Source organism: Ruegeria sp. CG4 (assembly GCF_056537185.1).
Genome location: NZ_JBQFRB010000001.1, coordinates 1211117 through 1231137, shown reverse-complemented (window position 1 = coordinate 1231137; position 20021 = coordinate 1211117). Strand labels below are relative to the sequence as shown.

Sequence of the window (20021 nt, the reverse complement as noted above, 5' to 3'; positions counted from 1 at the left end):
TGCTATGCCACTTTGCGTCAGACCGCGCGCCTTTTCAGCAGATAGATATCCATGATCCAGCCATGCTCGGCTCGTGCGCGGGCGCGGGTCTCCAGAATCTCCTGCGCCACCTCGGAAAGTTGGCCATGGATCAGCAGCTCTTCCTTCATGCCGACGAACGCGCCCCACCAGATGTCATAATCCTTCATCTCCAGAGACTGGAACGAGCATTCACCATCCAGCATGACCGCCATCTTGGTCGCGGTTTCAGGCCAGCCCTGTTCGCGAAGCCTTCGGCCAGTCGTGACAACATAAGGCGCGCCAATATCGTTGACAGGAATTCCGTGCGCTGCGGTCAGCGCCTGCAAAGCGGTGATGCCGGGGATTACCCGTTTTCGTGGCTGCGGGGTCAGTCGCGCGGCAATTCGCAAAGAACTGTCATAAAGCGACGGATCACCCCAGATCAGTAGCGCCACATTCCGGGCCTCTGGATCAGCCTCCATCGCCTCCTGCCAACGCAGGGCGATAGCGTCGTGCCACTCATCAACACCGCGGAGATAGCCGTCCTCGGTCCGGCGTTCGGGAATGTCGAAATAAGCGATCCGGGGCGGGGTATCTGTCACCTGCGCGATGATCTCTTCACGCAGTCCTGCCAGATCGGCCTTGTTCTCGCCCTTGCGCGGGATCAGGATCAGATCGGCCGCACGGATTGCCTTTGCCCCCTGAAAAGTCACGTGATCCGGGTTGCCCGTGCCAATGCCGATCAGGGACAGCTCATACATTGTCAAACTCCGCCAGCGGGCCATACAGGATCAGGGCCGGGGCTGTGCCGATTTCGGATTGCAACTGTTCCGCCAAAGCGCCGATGGTGGCACGGCGAAGCTTCTGGTCGGGGGTCGAGACGGACTCGGCCATCAATGCCGGAGTATCCAGCGGCAAGCCATGGGAGCGAAGTGCCTCGACTAGCAAGGGGAAGGTGCGTTTGCCCATGAAAACCACTGTTGTCGCGGAAGGGTCCGCGAGTGCGGGCAGATTCAGATCTTCCGGTAACTGGCCGCTGACATCGTGTCCGGTCACAAATTGCACGCGGCGGGCGGTCAGACGACGGGTCAACGGGATGCCCGCTGCCGCCGCGGCCGCAACGGCTGACGGAATGCCGGGAATGATTTCATAGTCGATACCAGCATCCCGCAACGCGACAAGCTCTTCTTCCAGACGACCGAACAAGCCGCCATCACCGGATTTCAGGCGCACGACATGCTGGCCAGTACGGGCATAGTCCACCAGCAATCGGCTGACATGATCCTGTTTCGGCGACGGGCGGCCGGCCCGTTTGCCTACCCCAACCAGATCGGCATCATCGCGCGCATGGGACAGGATTGGGCCACTGCTGAGATCGTCAAACAGCACCGCGTCCGCCTTTTGCAACCGATTCACCGCCTTGAGCGTCAGCAACTCGGGATCGCCGGGGCCAGAGCCGATGAAGGAAACAAAACCGCTCATGCCGAGGCCTCGGCTATCAGATGAAAGAAGGTGCCCGTCACGTGTCCGCGTACCGATCCGGTCTGCGGTCCTTCGGTGCCTTCTGCATCAAACACGCGCGCTAAAGGGGGGTCTGGCTGTTCGACAATCGACGAATAATGAAACTCATGCCCACGCAATGCCGTACCGGCGGCAAGTCCCGGCATCGGCGACAGCAATTCCGCCCGACGATAGCCCAGATTGAATTTGCGTTTTTCGTAAGATGTCACCAGACCCAGCAATCCGGCCATCCGGTGCCGGGTGCCGTCCTTGTCGATCAACCCCTCGCCCAAGGCCATGTAGCCCCCACATTCCCCGTGAACGGGCTTTGTATCGGCATGTTTGCGCAGCCCGGACAGGAACGTATCAGCCGCCGCCAGCGTTCCGGCGTGCAGTTCCGGATACCCGCCGGGCAGCCACACAAGATCAGCATCCGCGGCCGGAGCTTCGTTCGCCAATGGCGAAAATGGCAGAACTTCAGCCCCTGCTGCGCGCCACCCTTCCAGCAGATGCGGATAAGTGAACGAAAACGCCGCATCCTGTGCCAATGCGATCCGTTGCGCCGGAGGGCGCGGCAGCGCGGCTGACGATGGCCCTTTCGGGCCTGAGGAAGCTGCAGCCTTGATCGCTTCAAGGTCCACATGTTCGCGCAGGAATGCTGCATACCCGGCAATGGCGCTTTCCAGATCCGGGTGTTCGACCGCCTGAATCAGGCCAAGATGGCGTTCAGGCAAGGTAAGATCACCGCGCCGCGGCAGGACGCCCAGCACCGGCAGACCCGCGCGTTCCATCCCCAGACGGGTCAGGCGTTCATGCCGTGGGCTGGCACAGCGGTTCAGGATTACTCCGGCAAAGGGCAGGTCCGGATTGTACATTCGGAACCCAAGTGCCGTCGCCGCCGCAGATTGCGCCTGACCGCCTACATCCAGCACCAGTACAACGGGCCAGCCCATGCGCTGCGCTGTCTCAGCGCTGGACCCGTGCCCGAGTTCTCCTGGTTTGGCGACGCCATCGAACAGGCCCATCGAGCCTTCGGCCACAACGATATCCGCGCCTTCGGCCTGGGCTGAGATCGCGTTCAGCAAGGGGTCGCCCATCGCCCAACTGTCCAGATTGAACGAGGCCCGCCCGGCTGCCGCCCGATGAAACGCCGGGTCGATATAATCCGGCCCGCTTTTGAACGGCTGAACTGACAAACCATCTTCGGCCAGCGCACGCAAAAGGCCCAGCATGACTGTTGTCTTGCCGGTTCCCGAAGAAGGGGCGGAAATCAGCAATCCCGGGGGGTTAGTCATCGCCGTGGCTCCAGCTCGACCAGGGGCTTTCCGCACTTTGCGGGCGGTAGCGACGATCATAGGTCTTTGAATACAGGCAACTTTCGTCAAACCCTTCACCCGCCAATGCAGGACCGACGAGGATTAGCGCAGTACGCGAAATGCTCTCGTCCAGCGACTCTTTCAATGTGTTCAACGTCGCGCGGATGATCCGCTCATCCGGCCAGCTTGCCCTATACACGACGGCGGCCGGACAATTCGCGCCATAGGCCGGTGTAAGGTCGGCGATCACCTTGTCCAGATTGCCAATCGACAGGTGGATGGCAAGTGTTGCGCCGGTGCGGGCAAAGTTTTCCAGCGTCTCGCCTTCGGGCATGGACGATGCGCGGCCCGGCGTACGGGTCAAAACAACAGATTGTGCCAGTCCGGGCAGGGTCAGTTCCGTGCCAAGCGCCGCGGCGGCCGCGGCAAAGGACGGAACGCCGGGGGTGACGCTGACCGGGATGCCCATCTGTTTCAGGCGCCGGATCTGTTCGCCCATTGCCGACCAGACCGACAGGTCGCCGGAATGCAGCCGTGCCACGTCGTGACCAGCCTGATGCGCGGTCTCGATCTCCGCCATGATCTGATCCAGATCCATCGGTGCGGTGTTCACGATCTTCGCGCCTTCGGGGCAATGATCCAGAATTTCTTCGGGCACCAGTGATCCGGCGTACAGGCATACCGGGCAGGACGCGATGATATCGCGCCCGCGCAGCGTCAGCAGGTCGGCGGCGCCCGGTCCGGCGCCAATGAAATGAACGGTCATGTTTGTCCTCCGATGGCGACGGCGCAGGTCGCAAGCCGGTCGTCCGAAATCAGTCTGGGTGAGAGAAGCCGCGCCCCGGAACCGGCGGCGGCAAGGGCGGATGCTTCGGCCACGCTGCCGGTGCCATACATGGCCCGGCTGCGGTTCGAGCAGGTGAGGGTCCGCTGCCCGGCCAGATCGGCGGGCGCGATGAAATGCACGGGCACGGCCAGCTTTTGGGCAAAATCAGTCAGGGCAGGGTGGCCTTGCTTGTCGGCAACAGTGGCCAGCGCATCCACACGATGCCCGGATGCGGCAGCCTTGAACGCCGCCTGCAAACTGTCCGCCGTGGCGGATGACGAAAAGCCCAGGCCCGCGACGATCATAGTGTCACGCTCCATTGCACCACCGGATAAGCGGCCTTCCAGCCGCGCCGCGGGCCAAGCGGTGCTGCATGAGACAGTTCAATGCGCAACAGGTCGCCGCCGCGTTCCTCGTGCCATTGGGCCAGCAATGCCTCGCTTTCCAGCGTGACGGCGTTGGCCACCAATCGCGTATCTTGGGGCAAATTGCTCTGCAGCCATTCCAGCAGGTCAACGCTCAGCCCGCCGCCAATGAAAACAACGTCAGGCGGGGTCAAGCCATCCAGCGCCCCGGGGGCCGTACCGTGAACCACATTCAGCCGGTCCTGCCCCAGTGTATCGGCATTCCGGCGGATACGCTCGGCCCGGTCGGCGCGAGGCTCGATCGTGGTCGCCGTCAGGCTCGGGTCGCACATCAGCCACTCGATACTGATCGAGCCTGTGCCGCCTCCGATATCCCACAGATGTTCGCCGCGTTGTGGGGCCAGCGCAGACAGGGTCAGCGCGCGGATGGGGCGCTTGGTGATCTGCCCGTCGGTTTCGAATATCTCATCCGGCTTGCCCGAGGCTTTGGGCAGGGCGCGGCCCGCACCCGCGACGTCAAGTCCGACGCAAACCGGGTGCTCGAAGGTTCCCAGAAGCGCCTCGGTCAACGAGACACTGCGGGCCCGTTCACGTGGGCCGCCAAGCGCCTCCATCACGTGCAGTTGCGTGTCGGCAAAGCCGGTCTCGGTCAGGTAATTGGCCAATTCGGCCACCGCCGCGCCATTGCGCAGCAGCAGGATTGCACGCAATCCCGGGGACAGATGTGGGCGCAGCCGGGTCAGAGGGGCGGCATGCAACCCGAAGGTCAAAGTGCTTTCCAAGGGCCAGCCCAGCCGCGCGGCGGCCAGGGAAAAGGTCGACTGACCCGGCAGGGCCAACCACTCACCGGGATCGAAATTGCGCGCGATCACCGACCCGGCACCGAACCAGAACGGATCACCCGAGGCCAGTACCACGGTGGCGCGACCGCGCAGCCCGTTCAGTATGGGCAACCCATCGGCAAATGGCACGGGCCACGCGATCCGCTCGGCCCCGTTTTCGGGAACCAGCGCCAGATGGCGCGGTGGCCCCATGACGACTTCGGCGCGGTCCAGCACTTGACGGCTTGCTGGCGACAGGCCATCCAGTCCATCTTCGCCCAGTCCAAGAACGGTCAGCCACGGAGCTTCATGCATGTCCCACCTCCTGATCCTTGGCGGCACGACCGAGGCCAACGCGTTGGCCAAGGCGGTTGCCGACCGGGGCATGGCTGCAACCTACTCCTACGCAGGCCGGGTGGACAATCCGCGACCGCAGCCATTGCCGGTCCGGGTGGGCGGGTTTGGCGGGGCGGAAGGGCTGGCGCGTTACATTCGTGATCACGGTGTCAGCCATGTGGTTGATGCCACCCATCCCTTTGCCGCGCAGATGAGCCGGAATGCGGTTCAGGCATGTGATGAAACAGGTATTCCGCTGGCCGCGCTGACCAGGCCAGCCTGGACCCCGCAGAATGGGGATTGCTGGACACACGTGGCGGACATCGCCGCGGCGGTGGATGCCCTGTCCGGGGCGTCTCAGCGCGTTTTTCTTGCGGTAGGCCGGATGCATCTCGGAGATTTTGCCGCCCAGCCCCAGCATCATTACCTGTTGCGGCTGGTGGATGAGCCCGAATCCTTGCCGCTGCCGGATTGCGACGTCGTCGTTTCCCGCGGACCGTTTACGGTGGAGGACGACAGGGCGCTGATGGCGCAGCACGGCACAGAACTGGTGGTGTCCAAGAACGCGGGCGGAACCGGCGCACGGGCCAAGCTGGACGCCGCGCGGGCGATGGGCTTGCCGGTGCTGATGATCAACCGTCCGGTCCTGCCGCAGCGAGCCGAATTGTCGAATGTTGCAGACGTTCTGGACTGGCTGGGTCATTTCTGATCCCTGGCCTGATCGCTGGCCTGAGTAAACCTTGGCGTGTAGACAATTGGCCCGCGGTCCCTGTCAATCACACGGGTCAGTGAAGATCCGACAATCACCACGGTCTGCATGTCGGCCATGTTAGGTGTCGCCTCGGCAAGGGTCGAGATGCGAATGGCCTCGTCGGGCCGCGTAACCGCTCGGGCGAACAGGATCAGACGCTCTGGCTCACATTCCTCGCGCAGGATTTCCAGTGTCTTTACAAAGCCTTCTGGACGGGACTTGGAGCGAGGGTTGTAAAACGCCATCGCGAAGTCCCCCTGCGCGGCCAGACGCAGACGTTTTTCGATCAAAGGCCACGGCTTGAGATTATCGCTAAGGTTGATGGCACAAAAATCATGGCCCAGCGGCGCTCCAGCGTGGGCCGAAGCGGCCAGCATCGCCGTAATCCCGGGCAGCACGTCAATCGGAATTTCACGCCATTCCGAGGGGCCGTTTTCCAATGCCTCGAACACGGCGGCGGCCATGGCAAAGACACCCGGATCGCCCGAGGACACAACCACCACGCGCTTGCCCTCTGACGCCATCTGCAACGCGTGCTGCGACCTGTCGATCTCGACCCGGTTGTCGCTTGCGTGCAGCGTCAGGCCGGTGCGCTCTGCCACCCGTGCGACGTAGGGAATGTACCCGACAACGTCGGTCGCTTGGGCCAATGCCGCCGAAACCTCGGGCGTGACCAGATCCTCACTGCCGGGGCCTAGCCCCGCGATTTTGACCCAGCCGCTCATGGACGACGACCCTGGCCATGGACAACGATGATTGAGAAATAGGGCGTGATCTTGCCGCACGCTTCGGACAGCTTCGTCACTGTCTGGTTCGGCATTTGCGCGTATTCAACGATCCAGGCACGGTCATAAAGCCCGGCTGTCTGCAGTGCGCGTTTGACCTTGTCGATATTGCGGCCGATTTTCATCACCACCAGCGCATCCGTCTGGGCCATGCGCCGGGCCAGATCGTCCTCGGGCAGGGTGCCGACCAGTACTGTCAGCACGTCATCGCCCCAGGTGATCGGATCGCCGGTTGCGGTCCACGCGCCCGACATGCCGGTTATGGCAGGCACCACCTCGACCGGAGCGTTGTCGCGCAAGCGGCTGTATAGATGCATGAATGAGCCGTAAAAGAACGGGTCACCTTCGCACAGAACCACCACGTCTTCGCCGTTGTCGGACAGCGCCTTAAGATGCGCGGTGCAGTCTTCGTAAAACTCAGACAGCAATTCGTTGTAGCGCGGGTCCGTGACAGGAATTTCCGTGGTGACGGGGTATTCCATCGGGAATTCAACTGCACCTTCCGGGATCATCCCGTTAACGATCTTGCGGGCTTGACCGCTGCGGCCCGGCTTGCGGAAAAAGGCGACGTGTTTTGCGTTGCGCAGCAGGCGATCCGCCCGAACGCTCATCAGGTCGGGATCGCCGGGGCCAAGGCCCACACCGTATATTGTGCCCATCTTCATTCCGCCCGGCTTGCGATGGCGTTGATCGCTGCCACGGTAATGGCGCTGCCGCCCAGCCTGCCTTTGACGATGCAGGACGGCACGGGCTGCGCTTCCCATAAGGCGTCCTTGGATTCCATCGCGCCGACGAACCCCACGGGGCAGCCGATGATGGCGGCGGGACGGGGGCAGCCGGGGTCTTCCAGCATGTTGAGCAGATGAAAAAGGGCGGTAGGCGCGTTGCCGATGGCGACCAGAGCGCCTTCCAGATGAGGGCGCCACAATTCCAGCGCGGCGGCGGACCGGGTGTTGCTCATCTCGGCGGCCAGCGGGCGCACGCGTTCGTCATGCAGGGTGCAGATCACCTGGTTGTCGGCGGGCAGGCGAAAACGGGTCACGCCTTCGCTGACCATGCGCGCGTCACACAGGATTGGGGCGCCGCTTTCCAGCGCCGTGCGGGCCGCGGTCACGAATCCCGGCGAGAAATGCACGAACTCTTCCAGGCCCACCATTCCGGCGGCATGGATCATGCGAACGGCGACCTGTTCCTCGTCGGCGTCGAACCGGGCCAGATCTGCCTCAGAGCGGATGGTGGCAAAGCTTTCCTTGTAGATCGCCGCACCATCGGTTTCGTATTCATAGGGCATCAGGTCAGGTCCATAGTCATGAGTGTTTCGGGGCTCAGCCCGCGCTGGCTGGGCTCATCCCCCGCGCGGCCCTGATTTACAAGATCAAATCGGCCGTTCCGACCAACCAAGGTGACGTCGGCCGGGCCCATTCGGGCACATCCCTTGGCGCAGCCGGACACGTGCAGTGTACCGGCCACGCGCGGGGCCAGGGCGCGGGCAATGTCGCGGGTTTCTGCCTGCGCCTGAGGGCAGAACGGCGCACCGGGGCAGGCATCTGTGGTCATGAGTGGGTCGGCTTCATCGGTGACAAAGTCTGCAGCAGGTATCGACGCCCCGCCTTCCAGCAGGATCAGCCGCCAAGGTGTGACACGCAGAGCAGTCGCGCCAGTGGCCGCGATCAGTTCGGCAAGAGGCTGGGCGGGCAGTTGCCCGAACGCCGCGCCATAGAATGTACCCAGATCGTGAGTGCCAGGCTGAAGCGGATCGCCAGTTGGGGCAGGGTTGCTGCCCTGCCACTCCTGCGGCAGGCCTAGTGCTGCCACGACCCGCGCCATGCGGCGATTTTCCGGGGTGAAGTTCCCTGAGAACCATTGTGCCAACGCGATCAGTTGGTCGATCGCTTCGGCCTCGGTGACACGTCGCCCGGTGTCAGACCCGTCCGCGCGCAGGATCAGGCCGTCAGGACCGGTCTCCAGCCGAATATCCGCTGAATCCGCTGCAAGCAGACGGTTCGGGCCGGTGTCGATGGCAAAGCCGAACTTGGCGGGCAAGTCGGGCAATTGACCCAGCCGGTCAATCAACTCCGTAGTCAGACGGCTGGTCAGATCGCCGGTTTGATACAGCGGCGAGACGAGTATGTTCCGCCGCACCTCAATGCCGGGCTCTGCATCCAGCAAGTCCAGCGCAGAGAGTTCTTCGAGCAGAGGCTGGTGATCAGCTTCGCTCACGCCGCGCAATTGCAGGTTGGCCCGGTTGGTCAGGTCGATGGTGCCATTGCCGAACTGCGTTGCCAGTTCGCACAGGCCCAATGCCTGTTTGGCATCCAGCCGCGCCAGCCGAGGGCGCACACGAACGACCAGCCCGTCGCCGGACATCATCGGTCGATGCGCCCCGGGGCACCAGCCTTGTACGATCGGTGCGCTCATCTCAGACCCTCCAGATCGGCCCGGATCGAGTTCCGGCGTGTGTTCCAAAGCCCGGCCTCCAGCAGCGCGCGGAACCGGTCCTGCATGGCCTGATGCGCTTGCGGGTTGGCCTGTTGCAGGAACGCGTCCACGTCGGCATCGCCCAGTGTCGCGTCATGGTAAAGGTCAAAAAGATGTGGCGCGACCGTACCGGACAGGTGGGCAAAAGAAGCCATGTGATCCAGCGTCGCCGCGATCTCGGCCGCCCCGCGGAAACCGTGGCGCTGCATCCCCGCGATCCAGCCGGGATTGGCGGCCCGGGCATGGACGACGCGGCTGATCTCTTCCGGCAGGGTGCGGGCGCGGGGTTTATCCGGATTGGTGTTGTCGAGGTGATAGAGTTGCGCCTGGCCGCCGGTAATCTTCTTGGCCGCTGCGAACCCGGCCTCATGCGTGGCATAGTCGTTGGCCAGCAGCAGGTCGGTTTCGGTCAGGTCCTGAAGGTGCACGAAGCTGTCCGCATTGGCGACTTGTCGGGTAATGCCGTCGATATCCTGTGCGACGTGTTCGCCTTCCAGTGCGAATGAACTGGCCTGTAGCCAGGCCTCACCCGCCTGTGTGCGGGCCTCGTCGGTGTAGGTTTCCGACAAGTGTGTCATATTCAGGCCATAACTGCCCGGAGCCGGGCCAAAGACCCGAGGGTTCGGGGTCTGCCCCGCGAAAGGGTTCCAGTCCGGCGCTTCGTCCCGCTGGGACAGAGCTCGAACGGCCTGGCCATATAGGGCGGAAAGCGTTGGGAATACATCCCGGAACAGGCCCGAAACACGCAGGGTCACGTCCAGACGTGGACGGCTGAGGTCGGTGATTGGAAGCACTTCGATGCCTGATACCCGCTCTGATCCCTTGTCCCAGATCGGTTTTACGCCCAGCAGGTGCAGCGCCATCGCGAATTCCTCGCCGGCCGTGCGCATGGTGGCAGACCCCCATAGATCGACGATCAGGCCTTTCGGATAATCGCCTTCCTCCTGCAGGTGCCGCCGAACCAGTTCCTCGGCCAGTTTCACGCCTTGTGAATAAGCCGCGCGGGTCGGGACCGACCGGGGATCAGTAGTGTAGAGGTTCCGCCCAGTGGGCAGCACATCCGATCGTCCGCGATAGGGCGAGCCGGACGGGCCAGCCTCGATCCGCTTTCCGGCCAGCGCGTCCAGCAAGGCGGTGCGTTCGGCGTGTGCAGATGGCGCGGGGTCGAAATTGCCGGTCATTTCAGGCACGCGGCCAAAAATATGCAGCCCGTCGCCAAACTGGCTTTCCTTGATGTCGCAGACAAAGCGGTCGATGCGGGTGATTGCCTCGGCGATACAGGTGGCCTGGTCAAGACCAAGATCGCTTTCCAGACCGATGGCCTGCGCTTCCTGCCGGATATCTTCCTGCAAGCGGTCGCGTCGTTTGGGGTCAAGCCCGTCTGCGTTCGAGAATTCGTCCAGCAGCGATTCAAGCCGAACCATTCTGTCCGGCGTGCCGCTCTCCTTCATCGGGGGCGGGATGTGACCCAGCGTGACGGCCCCGATCCGGCGCTTGGCCTGTGCGGCTTCGCCTGGGTCGTTGACAATGAAGGGGTAGATCACCGGCAAATCACGGATCAGCGCCTCAGGCCAGCACTCGGCGGACAGGGCAACGGATTTTCCCGGCAGCCATTCCAGAGTGCCATGGGCGCCAATATGGATCAGTGCGTCGGCGTGCAGGCTTTTGCGCAGCCAAAGGTAAAACGCGACATAGCTGTGACGCGGTGTGCGAGAAAGGTCGTGATAGTCGTCATCGCGCAGTTCAGGCGTGCCACGTTCGGGTTGCAGCGCGACCAGCGCCTTGCCCCGGTGCAGCGCGGTGAAATGGAACGCGCCATCAACAAAGGTCGGATCATCCTCGGGCTTGCCCCAGACTGTTTGCAGGTCCGTATTCAGTTGATCCGGCAAGTGTGCAAGCGCGGCCTGATAATCTCCGAGCGACCAGGAAATCCGGGCGTCCAGCAATGTGTCGACGATCGGTTCGGCAGGGGCTGTGTCATACCCGGCGCATTGCAAATCTGACAGCATCGCTTCGGCTGATGCCAGCGCATCAAGGCCCACCGCATGGGCCATCTGCCAGTCCTTGCCGGGGTAGGTGGACAGAACCAGAACCGGCACCTGTTCCGCTTTGGGTCGGTCGTTCAGATTCAGCCAGCCGGTTACACGATCAATGATCGCTTCGATCCGTTCAGGTTCAGCGCGGTGGGCAAAGCGGGAATACTCCAGGTGCGGATCGCGTTTGCCCGGTTCCTTGAATGAGGCGATGCCCGCCGAGATCCGCCCATCCACTTCGGGCAGCACGACGTGCATGGCAAGGTCGGCGGGGGAAAGACCGCGTTCGGCCTCGGCCCACGCTATGCGGCGTGAAGTTGCCAGAGCGACCTGGAAAACCGGCACACCCGCCGCGTCAAGCGGAGAGGTTCCCGACGCACCTTTGCCGGAGAAGGAGGTGGCATTGATGATCGCAGAAGGCTCGAGCGCAACCATGTTTCGGCGCAACCAATCGGCGGCGGCAGGTGCCTTGAGGGAAGGGGCGAACATGCCCATTGCCTCGAACCCACGCGCACGCAGGCTGTGGATCAGCGCGGCGACCGGGGCGGTGTCGGCGGAGGTCAGGTAGGCGCGATAGAAAGTGACGATGATGCGTTTCGCATCGTTCGTAAATGCGGTTTCGACCGGGGTTACGCCGCGGTCAGGGCACCATACACCGCATTCCGGAAGGGTTTTGGCCCCCATCACCGGTCCGGCGTAAAGTCCCGCCGCCAAGGCCATCTGCGCCAAAGCGGCCTGCGCCGCGACCTCGCCGCCTGTGTCGCACAGATGCGCCAGCCGCCGCAGGGTCGAGACGGGCAGGGTGGAATAGTCGTCCAGCCGGGTATCTTCGCGCCCGTCGGCGGGCAGAACCGCGAGCGCGATGCCTTTGGCCTGCGCCAGCGCAAGAACCTTCTGCAGCCCGTATGACCAGTAAGGCACCCCACCAATCAGGCGGATCAGGATACCTTTTGCGCCGTCAAGCGTTTGTTCCACATATGTGTCAACGGACAGAGGGTGTTTCAGCGCCGTCAGATTGGCCAACCGCATCGTCGGCATTCGCCCTTCCGGCCCACCGCCGCGATGCCAGCCTGCCGCGAAAGCACCGAGATCGCTGTCCGAAAAGGACAACATCACCAGATCCGCCGGGCTCTGGCCCAGATCGGTCGGAGTCTCGGTTTCTTCAAGCCCGTGGCTTTCGCGGAAGACGACGTGCATGGCTTACTCGGCGGCCTCGGTCACACCCGCGAGGATATCCCGGATTTCGGCCTCTTTGATGTCGTCGTGCTCGGCAATGACCACAAGACGTGAGCGGCGCTCCTCGCCGGGTTCCCAGGGGCGGTCGTACTGATGACGCACCCGGGCACCGACAGCCTGAACCAGCAGACGCATCGGTTTGCCGGCAACTGCCGCATACCCCTTGACGCGCAGGATGTTCAGTTCCCTGGCCAGACGTTCGATCTTGGCAACCAGATCGAGTGGGTCACTTTGCTCCGGCAGTTCGACGATGATGCTTTCGAAATCGTCATGTTCGTGGTCGTGGTGACCGTCGTGATGCGACGGACGCGCGTCCATGTCATCCTCGGCTGCGGCTTCCAGACCGAGCACGACGCGGACGTCTACAACGCCTTCGGCAACCTCTACGACGGGCAGCGGGCGCGGGGCCTCGGCGGAGATGATCTCTTTCGCTTTCGCCACGCCTTCGGGGCCAGCCAGGTCGGGCTTGGTCAGCAGGATTATGTCAGCGCAGGAGATCTGATCCTCGAACACCTCGGACAGGGGCGTTTCGTGGTCAATCGAGTCATCGGCCAGGCGCTGGGCATCCACCGCCTCGACATTCGGAGCGAAGCGACCTGCCGCGACCGCCTCGGCATCGGCCAGAGCGATTACGCCGTCCACAGTGATTTTCGAGCGGATATCGGGCCAGTCAAAGGCTTTCAGCAGCGGCTTGGGCAGGGCGAGGCCGGAGGTTTCGATCAGAATGTGATCGGGGCGCGGGTCCAGCGCCATCAGCGCTTCGATGGTCGGTATGAAATCATCGGCCACGGTGCAGCAGATGCAGCCGTTTGCCAGTTCCATGATGTTCTCTGCCGGACAATCGGGAATGGCGCAGGATTTCAGAATATCGCCATCGACGCCCACGTCGCCGAATTCATTGACCACGACCGCCAGACGTTTGCCCTGCGGGTTCTGCATCAGGTGCTTGACCAGCGTTGTCTTCCCCGAGCCCAGAAAGCCGGTGATCACAGTGACGGGAAGTTTCTCAAGAGTGCTCATTTCGGGGCTCCAATCGGGGGTATGCGCGAGGCGCAGTTTTTGCGGAAATGTTCGGGGCGCTCACGCCATTTGACCAAGCCGTCCTCGGTCGCCAGATATTTGGTCGCACCGTCGACAATGACGTCAACGTGTTCGGCTTCGTTCAGGTTCTCATAGACAAAGGTCCAGCGACCCGGTCCACCGCGCAGCACGATCGAGCAGCCCTGATCGCAGTTCGACAGGCATTCGACGGGTTTCAGCGTGATGCCTTCGGGCAGGTCGGCCTGTTGCAGCGCTTTGTGCAGCAATGTGCCGGGGCGTTTTTCATCATCCTCGACGGGCAGTCCACGGCGGCACGTGGTACAGACCAGCAACTCGACTGGTGCGGTCTCGGTCATGTCTCTCATCCCCCCAAATCCTCTTCGCGGGGGACGGGGTTTCATGCGGGCCACGCGTCTGCACATGGACCCGACACCGGAACACCCCGCCCGGTTTCTTCTTCGGGTGCTGGCAGGTCTCCCGGCTTGCGGATGTCAGAGACTTGCTCTGGCAGATGTCCCGCCTTCCCGGCCTTTCGGCCAGTGGCTATGGGCACCCTCTCCGGTCACGGTCGCGGGGGCGGCTGCGTTTGACGGAAAAACCGCTGACGCATTCCCTTTTCATCCATCCAGGGATGGACACCAACGGGTCGGACATGCGGCACAGGCGGGGGACTTGTCAAGCTTCAGGATGCGCGGTTTTGCCGCCGGAAGGGAAAAGCGACCTGAGGTGGTCACTCAGCGGCATCGCCGGGCGCTTGCTGCGCCGGAAAACCTGCGTGATTGAGGTGTTCCGTATGATCTTCGCTGGTTTTGGAAGGGGTCGGCGCGAACCGGACGGGCGGGGCAGATTCGGGTTAACAACCACTCAGGCAGGCCGTGTGTGGACGTTGCGGCGACCAATCGACCGTCATCTCCGAGCATCGCTAAACCGAGGGATTGGGGTTTCGTTGATTAAGTAGCCGCCGTTCCGACCGGCTCGGGGTACTCCATTTCAGTATTCGCGCAAGACCCGGCAAAAACGACCGCTTCGAGATCAAATCTGATGGCCGTCTTGCCGTGCACAGAGTAGCCAGAATTTTTGCAAAATTATGCCTCAAACTGTCCTTAGCGGGCGTCGGCGAACAGAATATGCCAGGAAACAAAAAAATGAAAAAGTTAGCAGCTTTTCTTGTGTTCTTACCCGTCGCTGCAGTTGCGGAAGACCGGGTGTTCGAGTGTGAAGCGCCGGATGCAAAATATCCGGAAATGGCGGCCACGCTGGTCAAATACGAAGGCCAGAACAAAGGGCATATTACCATTGGTGATATCGACAATAAGGCTGAGGTGTATCCCGGCCTCGACACCCTGACTTACCTGTATATCGGTGACGGCTTTACCCTGAATTACAACGTGAATCTCAAGACTGGCACGTTTGACTATTCGGCTTCGGGCAGCAAATCCGGATGGGGCAAAGGCAGCTGCAAGGAAGTTTTGGCCCAGTAATTCGCTAATGCCCGGTCTGCGGGTTGGGCCTTTCGGTTGCCGAGAAAAGTACTTGCCTGGTTCCGTCCGGAGGCCAATGCAGTTGGCCGTGGACGGAACCCGGTTAAAAGCGGCCGATCCAGTATGTGTCCAGGCCATCTGGGCGGCGTGCCAACCAATCAAATCTTTTGATCAGCAAGGTTCGGCACGCCCCGAACACGCGGGCGCGATTGATCTGCCGGCGCTGAAGGTATTCGCGTTGGACCAGATATCCCGCGCCACGCGCCATGTTCCGTCATCTTCGAGATGGTAGATATTGATGCCATGGCCGGTGGAAACAGTGGCAGGGCCCGGGTCACGCGGAACATCGGTGGCGGTAAACTCATAACGCTCAAACGCCCAGCTCGCCGCCACAACAAACTCCACTGATTGCTTTTTCCAACGGGTGTGAACGGCGTCGAAATACCCGCGCACCCAAGGCCCGACCTTGGCTTTGCCTTCCATAACAGGCGCGCCGGGTGCGATGAACACCACGTCATCAGTGACCGCCTCAAGGAATTGATCCAGTTTGTTCGAGTTGATCGCTGCAAGATACGCTACGTGTGCGGCTTGCGGAGTGTCGGCTCTGGTGTCGGGCAGCGCCGGTGTCGCGATAGCCAACCCTATTCCAGTAAAAAGCATGGTTATCCTGATAGTCATATCGGCCTCCAAGCATTTGCGGCGATTGGACCTTGCCGGTTGTTCAAACCCGCCTGTCAACGCAAAACGCATTGCAGGACGATCGCATTGCAACGCAATTCGACAGGCTTTTAGGGCAATCGCAATTTCAGATATCTACACTACTGATTGCTCGTTTTGCATCGGGTGTATTTCTCGACAATAGTCACATTTGGTGTACCTTGCGAGGCAGGAAAAAATAGCAATCATTAAGTACATCTACTGAATGAACCTTATTGACTGGCATAAGTTGCCGCCGCTTTCGACCCTCAGGGCATTTGAGGCGACCGGCCGTTTAGGCGGCTATTCTGCTGCGGCACGTTCACTGAACGTAACCACTGCCGCGATTGCCCAACAGGTGCGAAAGCTTGAGGCTGATCTGGGGATTCCACTTGTGCGCCGAGAGGGTCGCGGACTTGCTTTGACCGAGGCCGGTTGGACGCTGGCGAGTACGCTCAACGACGCATTCGAGCAGATCGCAAAAGGCATTGATGATGTGACGGCTCAGGAGGCCGCTCGCGGTGTGAGTGTGTCTACGACTGTCCGATTTGTCGACGCGGTCATCATGCCACGTCTTGGCGGCTTCTGGGCGGAACACCCCGGCATCCAGGTGTCCTTCGCTGCGGAAGGAAATTCTTGGGACGTCGATCTCGAGGCCTTTGACATCGCCATACGCGGAGGCCCGCCAAACCATGTTTGGAGCGGCGCGGCCCAGAAACCGCTTCTAAAGTCGCCGTTCGTATTATGCGGCACGCCAGAGCTTGTCAGGTTGGGTGCGGAAAACCTGGCCGGTGTGCCGTGGATTCAGGACAAGAGCATCGGTTCCTATGTCTTTGAAGGTGTTGTCCGGGACTTCGGCCTGTGCGTCGACGACCTTCAGCTTGTTGATCCGGGGGGATCGAAGTTCGAGCTCGACGCCGCCTTGCAAGGCTACGGATTGCATCTAAGCCCTCAAGTGACCGTTAAAAAGCACCTGGATGAAGGCAGGCTGGAAGCTATCGACGTTCCGCCGAAATGGGTGGCCTGCTACTTTGCGGTCTACCGAAAGGGGCGCATCTCTGGCCAGGTAGGTGCTTTCCTGAGTTGGCTTGAAGTGACGTGCGCATCACTTTCTCAGGAAGCCTGAGAACCTAGAACTGAATTTCGTGCAAATTCATACCGGGCGCCGATCCGTCATAATATTTGCGCCATCGGGTGTAGGACGGATCAGCGCCGCCTCGTGCGGGATTGGTTTTTTTGATTTCAATCGCTTATCCTTGCCGGGGATCATTTGGAAACAGGAGGTTCACGTGAACAGCTCGATCTCTGATGAGGCGATGGCGCGGCTCCCGTTTTGGGTGACACCTCCTGGGGAAACAGACGGCTTTCTGATCGTTGTTGGGTTTCTTCTTGTCGTTGTCCTGCTGGGTTTCGGCGCATTGTATTTTACCGTGCAAGCCATCCCCGACCGCATGGCGGCAGGCGCGCACAAGGTTCAAATGCAACTGGTTGGTGTGCTTGGGTTGATCTCGCTGTTCACACTGAACAATGCGTTCTGGATCGCCGCCATTCTGATTGCGGCTGTGCCTCTGCACGAGATATTCCCGCTCAGGACCGAAGTGGACCTTTCGGAGAGCCACGATGCTTGAGTTGGTATTCTCTGCATTGATCACGATTGTCCCGGATTACCTGTACCGTCGCTACAAGCAGGGCAAGAGATGGGGCCATGAAATAACCCTGTTCAACGTCTGGTATGAATTGCGGTGGGGTTTGACCGCCTGCGCAATACTGGCCGTTACGCTGATCACAGTGATCTTCTATTTTCACCCCTCAACGCGGAACGTGTCCGCCGCATTTCGCACGGTTACCATACTGTCAGATCGCGGTGGCCGCGTCTCAGAGGTCTATGTCGCCAACAATGATGCGGTTAGTGCCGGTGACGCCATTTTCCGGTTGGACACGACCCGACAGGAAGCAGCAGCAGATACCGCTCAACGCCGCATAGAAGAGATCGAGGCCGCTTTGGGCCTGACCGCAACAGAAATCGCGGCAGCCGCTGCTGGTGTTGAGGCGGCAGAATCAGATCTTACGCAGGCCACAAGCGATCTGGATCGACGCCTAGAGCTTGCCGAGCGAAACGATACTGTCGTGAGCGAGCAGGAGCTGGAGCGGTTGCAGACGGCAGTGTCCGGGGCGGAGAGCCGTCGCGCAGCTGCACTCGCAGCACTCGATGGTGCCAAACTCCGTCAGACCTCACTTCTTCCTGCGCAGCTTGAAAGCGCGCGCGCCGTGCTTCGGGAGGCCGAAAACGAGATCTCGAAGTCAACCGTATTCGCTGAGGTGGACGGGGTTGTGACCCAATTCCTCCTGAAGCCGGGCGACATCGTTAACCCAATTCTGCGTCCCGCTGGCATTCTGGTGCCAGACGTCTCAGGACAAGGGCGTTTCATAGCGGCTTTCGGTCAGATTTCAGCCAGCGTGCTCAAGCCCGGCATGCTGGTGGAAATCACCTGCGCATCCAAACCCTTGACCATAATCCCGATGGTCGTGGACGAGGTGCAAGACGCGATTGCTGCGGGGCAATTCCGACCGGGTGATGCGCTGCTGGATCAGCAGGATCGGGCGCGCCCCGGCACTGTGACAGCCTTTCTTGCGCCAATCTTCCCGAAACATTTGGAAGATATCCCCCCGGGAAGTTCATGCGTCGGCGTTGCCTATACAAGCCGGGCGAAGGAAATTGATGCCGGTGAAATTACGGGTTTTTCGGCTTTTCTTGCACGGATTGTGGACGGGATGGGTATCGCAAACGCGATCGTTTTGCGCGCACAGACAATTTTGCTGCCCGTCAAGGCGTTGGTCTTCAATTGAGGCCCAACTCGTTGAGAGGGAGGGCTTTGCCGTAAACGGCAAGGTCAGCAACAATATCCTGTTTCTGTCAGGCTTTTTGGGGGCCTGATATATCTGTCATCTTAACTTTGGCTCCACACTCATAACGCGACCCTTTGCTACCAATAAATTCGCTGAATTCTTCACGCCGGAACGCACATCGAACCGCATCGAAGCGACTGCTTACGCGAAGTCGCCATTCTTTTTGGATTTCCTGCCATCTTGTTTTAGCGCCCTAGAAGCCGTGGAAGTCAGGAACTAACTGAAATCCAGCAAGTTATTTGGCCTTATGAAGAAAAGGAAATGAACCGTCACAAAGCGCACCCAGTGACCTTTTGGGAGAGGCAATGAGGTCACATCTTATTGGGTGAATATGACATGCTCTAGAAATTCAACCCCGGCGTGTGCTTGAGTTGATCCAGTTCTAGTGAAGCCATTTTTTTGACAAACTATGGGAGACCTGTTTCGTGGAAATCTTGATAGTATTGGGCCTGGTTCTGGCAGGTGCAGTTTTTTTGGCGCTTCGCAGCAACAAACCTGACAACACGATTGCGCGCCCCTGGCAGCCTCGAGTGGGCGAAAAGCCTAAGATAGCCACCGGCCCGCAGCAAAGCTCATCGCAGCTGCCGCGTTTCGACCCAAGCCATACGGTCCCGCGTCCAGAGGTATCGGTATTGACTGGTTCCGCGTATGTAGTTGATGGCGACACTCTGGTGATCAAAAAAAACCAGATCCGTTTGTTTGGTGTAGATGCACCAGAGATGAGCCACCCATATGGAAAGAAAGCGAAGTGGGCGCTGGTGTCCCTCTGCAAAGGACAAAAAATCAGGGCGGAAGTAACCGAGCAGGACACCCACGGGCGAACTGTCGCCAGATGCTTTTTGGAGGACGGTCGTGATTTATCGGCAGAAATGGTCAAACTTGGGCTGGCGATAGACTGGGGAAAGTACTCGGGCGGGAAATATCGATCTTTGGAAATGCCTGATGCTCAAAAAAAGCTCTGGCTCGCAAACGCGCGGCAAAATGGACATATGGGGCTATGGGAGCGATATGAAGCAAAGCAGGCTGCCCGGAAACTGAACAACTAGCTGTAATAGAATGCATCGCCCATGCGCCCCGAATTTGCACGGCGACCGGTACGCGCCGCAAATTGAGCGCCATCAGCGTCCAACTTCTGTGCGGGTCTGGGGGTGAGACGGGGGATAACCGGCGTGTCTTCAAGAAGGTTTGGTGGCCTAGGGCCACCATACCCTCATTGAAAACGCTGCGTTTTCCGCCAGCTGGGACATCTCGCCCCCACATAAAACCCCACATATTACTGAATTCTCCTGACTTCAACTGCTGTCAATTGGGCTAATGAAACCAATTTGGCAGTCCAAAACCTTGATGTCGCGCAGTGCTATCACCTTCATCCAGACAACTTGGCCAACGTGCGTTCAACATTGAGGAATGGAAATTGAGAATTGAGTGGGAGCATCCAAGGTGGTTTGC

The 20021-nt window shown here is 60.6% G+C and carries 20 protein-coding genes and 1 riboswitch; of the genes, 6 read left to right on the top strand and 14 right to left on the bottom strand.

Translation table 11 applies throughout. From position 1 onward, the window contains the following. Positions 1-17: 17 nt before the first annotated feature. The 6 genes from cobF to cbiE are packed head-to-tail and all read right to left on the bottom strand — an operon-like array spanning position 18 to position 5143. Complete coding sequence (gene cobF, locus ACR0J2_RS06150; protein WP_480811984.1) at positions 18-761, bottom strand: precorrin-6A synthase (deacetylating); 744 nt, start codon at positions 759-761, stop codon at positions 18-20. Next, positions 754-1482, bottom strand: a complete 729-nt coding sequence (cobA, locus tag ACR0J2_RS06145; RefSeq protein ID WP_170808263.1) for a uroporphyrinogen-III C-methyltransferase — start codon at positions 1480-1482, stop codon at positions 754-756. Before cobA ends, cobF begins: the two co-directional genes overlap by 8 nt. Beyond that, on the bottom strand, positions 1479-2795 hold the full coding sequence (locus tag ACR0J2_RS06140) for a cobyrinic acid a,c-diamide synthase CobB (RefSeq protein ID WP_170808264.1): 1317 nt from the start codon (positions 2793-2795) through the stop codon (positions 1479-1481). The genes cobA and ACR0J2_RS06140 overlap by 4 nt, the downstream gene beginning before the upstream one ends. After that, positions 2788-3582 (bottom strand): precorrin-4 C(11)-methyltransferase, encoded by a 795-nt coding sequence (gene cobM / locus ACR0J2_RS06135; protein WP_480811983.1) that lies wholly within the window; start codon positions 3580-3582, stop codon positions 2788-2790. The genes ACR0J2_RS06140 and cobM overlap by 8 nt, the downstream gene beginning before the upstream one ends. Beyond that, positions 3579-3947 (bottom strand): cobalamin biosynthesis protein, encoded by a 369-nt coding sequence (locus ACR0J2_RS06130; RefSeq protein WP_480812035.1) that lies wholly within the window; start codon positions 3945-3947, stop codon positions 3579-3581. The genes cobM and ACR0J2_RS06130 overlap by 4 nt, the downstream gene beginning before the upstream one ends. Then, a complete protein-coding gene (gene cbiE / locus ACR0J2_RS06125; protein ID WP_480811982.1) occupies positions 3944-5143 on the bottom strand; it encodes a precorrin-6y C5,15-methyltransferase (decarboxylating) subunit CbiE in 1200 nt (399 codons plus the stop codon). Before cbiE ends, ACR0J2_RS06130 begins: the two co-directional genes overlap by 4 nt. Between cbiE and ACR0J2_RS06120 the strand changes: the two genes are divergently transcribed. Beyond that, on the top strand, positions 5142-5873 hold the full coding sequence (locus ACR0J2_RS06120) for a cobalt-precorrin-6A reductase (protein WP_480811981.1): 732 nt from the start codon (positions 5142-5144) through the stop codon (positions 5871-5873). The genes cbiE and ACR0J2_RS06120 overlap by 2 nt on opposite strands. On the opposite strand, the gene cobJ is transcribed toward ACR0J2_RS06120, so the two are convergent. From cobJ to ACR0J2_RS06085, 7 genes are read right to left on the bottom strand one after another with little or no spacing between them, the layout of a single operon-like run. Beyond that, positions 5864-6640: a precorrin-3B C(17)-methyltransferase gene (gene cobJ / locus ACR0J2_RS06115; protein ID WP_480811980.1), complete on the bottom strand. Its 777-nt coding sequence runs from the start codon at positions 6638-6640 to the stop codon at positions 5864-5866. The genes ACR0J2_RS06120 and cobJ overlap by 10 nt on opposite strands. Next, on the bottom strand, positions 6637-7365 hold the full coding sequence (locus tag ACR0J2_RS06110) for a precorrin-2 C(20)-methyltransferase (protein WP_480811979.1): 729 nt from the start codon (positions 7363-7365) through the stop codon (positions 6637-6639). The genes cobJ and ACR0J2_RS06110 overlap by 4 nt, the downstream gene beginning before the upstream one ends. After that, entirely contained in the window at positions 7362-7991 is a 630-nt protein-coding gene (locus ACR0J2_RS06105; protein WP_170609609.1) for a precorrin-8X methylmutase, read from the bottom strand. The genes ACR0J2_RS06110 and ACR0J2_RS06105 overlap by 4 nt, the downstream gene beginning before the upstream one ends. Continuing rightward, a complete protein-coding gene (gene cobG, locus ACR0J2_RS06100) occupies positions 7991-9118 on the bottom strand; it encodes a precorrin-3B synthase (RefSeq protein WP_480811978.1) in 1128 nt (375 codons plus the stop codon). Before cobG ends, ACR0J2_RS06105 begins: the two co-directional genes overlap by 1 nt. Continuing rightward, complete coding sequence (gene cobN / locus ACR0J2_RS06095; protein WP_480811977.1) at positions 9115-12408, bottom strand: cobaltochelatase subunit CobN; 3294 nt, start codon at positions 12406-12408, stop codon at positions 9115-9117. Before cobN ends, cobG begins: the two co-directional genes overlap by 4 nt. 3 nt (positions 12409-12411) lie before the next feature. Then, entirely contained in the window at positions 12412-13467 is a 1056-nt protein-coding gene (gene cobW / locus ACR0J2_RS06090) for a cobalamin biosynthesis protein CobW (RefSeq protein ID WP_480811976.1), read from the bottom strand. Beyond that, positions 13464-13844, bottom strand: coding sequence for a DUF1636 family protein (locus ACR0J2_RS06085; protein ID WP_480811975.1), 381 nt, complete (start codon positions 13842-13844; stop codon positions 13464-13466). The genes cobW and ACR0J2_RS06085 overlap by 4 nt, the downstream gene beginning before the upstream one ends. Positions 13845-13938: 94 nt before the next feature. Continuing rightward, positions 13939-14146, bottom strand: a riboswitch (cobalamin riboswitch). A 487-nt stretch (positions 14147-14633) separates the two neighbouring features. On the opposite strand from ACR0J2_RS06085, the gene ACR0J2_RS06080 reads away from it, so the two are divergent. Beyond that, positions 14634-14969, top strand: a complete 336-nt coding sequence (locus tag ACR0J2_RS06080) for a hypothetical protein (RefSeq protein WP_480811974.1) — start codon at positions 14634-14636, stop codon at positions 14967-14969. Positions 14970-15140: 171 nt separating this feature from the next. Here ACR0J2_RS06080 and ACR0J2_RS06075 read toward each other — a convergent pair whose 3' ends face one another. Continuing rightward, entirely contained in the window at positions 15141-15647 is a 507-nt protein-coding gene (locus ACR0J2_RS06075; RefSeq protein ID WP_480811973.1) for a YybH family protein, read from the bottom strand. Positions 15648-15891: 244 nt separating this feature from the next. On the opposite strand from ACR0J2_RS06075, the gene ACR0J2_RS06070 reads away from it, so the two are divergent. From ACR0J2_RS06070 to ACR0J2_RS06055, 4 genes are all read left to right on the top strand, one after another. After that, positions 15892-16791 (top strand): LysR substrate-binding domain-containing protein, encoded by a 900-nt coding sequence (locus ACR0J2_RS06070; protein ID WP_480811972.1) that lies wholly within the window; start codon positions 15892-15894, stop codon positions 16789-16791. A 163-nt stretch (positions 16792-16954) separates the two neighbouring features. Continuing rightward, complete coding sequence (locus ACR0J2_RS06065; RefSeq protein ID WP_170609625.1) at positions 16955-17293, top strand: hypothetical protein; 339 nt, start codon at positions 16955-16957, stop codon at positions 17291-17293. Then, complete coding sequence (locus ACR0J2_RS06060) at positions 17286-18512, top strand: HlyD family secretion protein (protein WP_170808276.1); 1227 nt, start codon at positions 17286-17288, stop codon at positions 18510-18512. The genes ACR0J2_RS06065 and ACR0J2_RS06060 overlap by 8 nt, the downstream gene beginning before the upstream one ends. A 485-nt stretch (positions 18513-18997) precedes the next feature. Next, a complete protein-coding gene (locus tag ACR0J2_RS06055) occupies positions 18998-19618 on the top strand; it encodes a thermonuclease family protein (RefSeq protein ID WP_480811971.1) in 621 nt (206 codons plus the stop codon). Positions 19619-20021: the final 403 nt, after the last annotated feature.

What these genes read in the sequence shown, in the direction of transcription:
- cobW (WP_480811976.1), bottom strand. Translation starts at nt 13,467, where the DNA reads ATGAGCACTCTTGAGAAACTTCCCGTCACTGTGATCACCGGCTTTCTG.
- ACR0J2_RS06060 (WP_170808276.1), top strand. Translation starts at nt 17,286, where the DNA reads ATGCTTGAGTTGGTATTCTCTGCATTGATCACGATTGTCCCGGATTAC.
- ACR0J2_RS06070 (WP_480811972.1), top strand. Translation starts at nt 15,892, where the DNA reads ATGAACCTTATTGACTGGCATAAGTTGCCGCCGCTTTCGACCCTCAGG.
- ACR0J2_RS06080 (WP_480811974.1), top strand. Translation starts at nt 14,634, where the DNA reads ATGAAAAAGTTAGCAGCTTTTCTTGTGTTCTTACCCGTCGCTGCAGTT.
- ACR0J2_RS06075 (WP_480811973.1), bottom strand. Translation starts at nt 15,647, where the DNA reads ATGACTATCAGGATAACCATGCTTTTTACTGGAATAGGGTTGGCTATC.
- cobN (WP_480811977.1), bottom strand. Translation starts at nt 12,408, where the DNA reads ATGCACGTCGTCTTCCGCGAAAGCCACGGGCTTGAAGAAACCGAGACT.
- ACR0J2_RS06110 (WP_480811979.1), bottom strand. Translation starts at nt 7,365, where the DNA reads ATGAAGATGGGCACAATATACGGTGTGGGCCTTGGCCCCGGCGATCCC.
- ACR0J2_RS06105 (WP_170609609.1), bottom strand. Translation starts at nt 7,991, where the DNA reads ATGCCCTATGAATACGAAACCGATGGTGCGGCGATCTACAAGGAAAGC.
- ACR0J2_RS06130 (WP_480812035.1), bottom strand. Translation starts at nt 3,947, where the DNA reads ATGATCGTCGCGGGCCTGGGCTTTTCGTCATCCGCCACGGCGGACAGT.
- cobJ (WP_480811980.1), bottom strand. Translation starts at nt 6,640, where the DNA reads ATGAGCGGCTGGGTCAAAATCGCGGGGCTAGGCCCCGGCAGTGAGGAT.
- cobM (WP_480811983.1), bottom strand. Translation starts at nt 3,582, where the DNA reads ATGACCGTTCATTTCATTGGCGCCGGACCGGGCGCCGCCGACCTGCTG.
- cbiE (WP_480811982.1), bottom strand. Translation starts at nt 5,143, where the DNA reads ATGCATGAAGCTCCGTGGCTGACCGTTCTTGGACTGGGCGAAGATGGA.
- ACR0J2_RS06140 (WP_170808264.1), bottom strand. Translation starts at nt 2,795, where the DNA reads ATGACTAACCCCCCGGGATTGCTGATTTCCGCCCCTTCTTCGGGAACC.
- cobF (WP_480811984.1), bottom strand. Translation starts at nt 761, where the DNA reads ATGTATGAGCTGTCCCTGATCGGCATTGGCACGGGCAACCCGGATCAC.
- cobG (WP_480811978.1), bottom strand. Translation starts at nt 9,118, where the DNA reads ATGAGCGCACCGATCGTACAAGGCTGGTGCCCCGGGGCGCATCGACCG.
- ACR0J2_RS06085 (WP_480811975.1), bottom strand. Translation starts at nt 13,844, where the DNA reads ATGACCGAGACCGCACCAGTCGAGTTGCTGGTCTGTACCACGTGCCGC.
- cobA (WP_170808263.1), bottom strand. Translation starts at nt 1,482, where the DNA reads ATGAGCGGTTTTGTTTCCTTCATCGGCTCTGGCCCCGGCGATCCCGAG.
- ACR0J2_RS06120 (WP_480811981.1), top strand. Translation starts at nt 5,142, where the DNA reads ATGTCCCACCTCCTGATCCTTGGCGGCACGACCGAGGCCAACGCGTTG.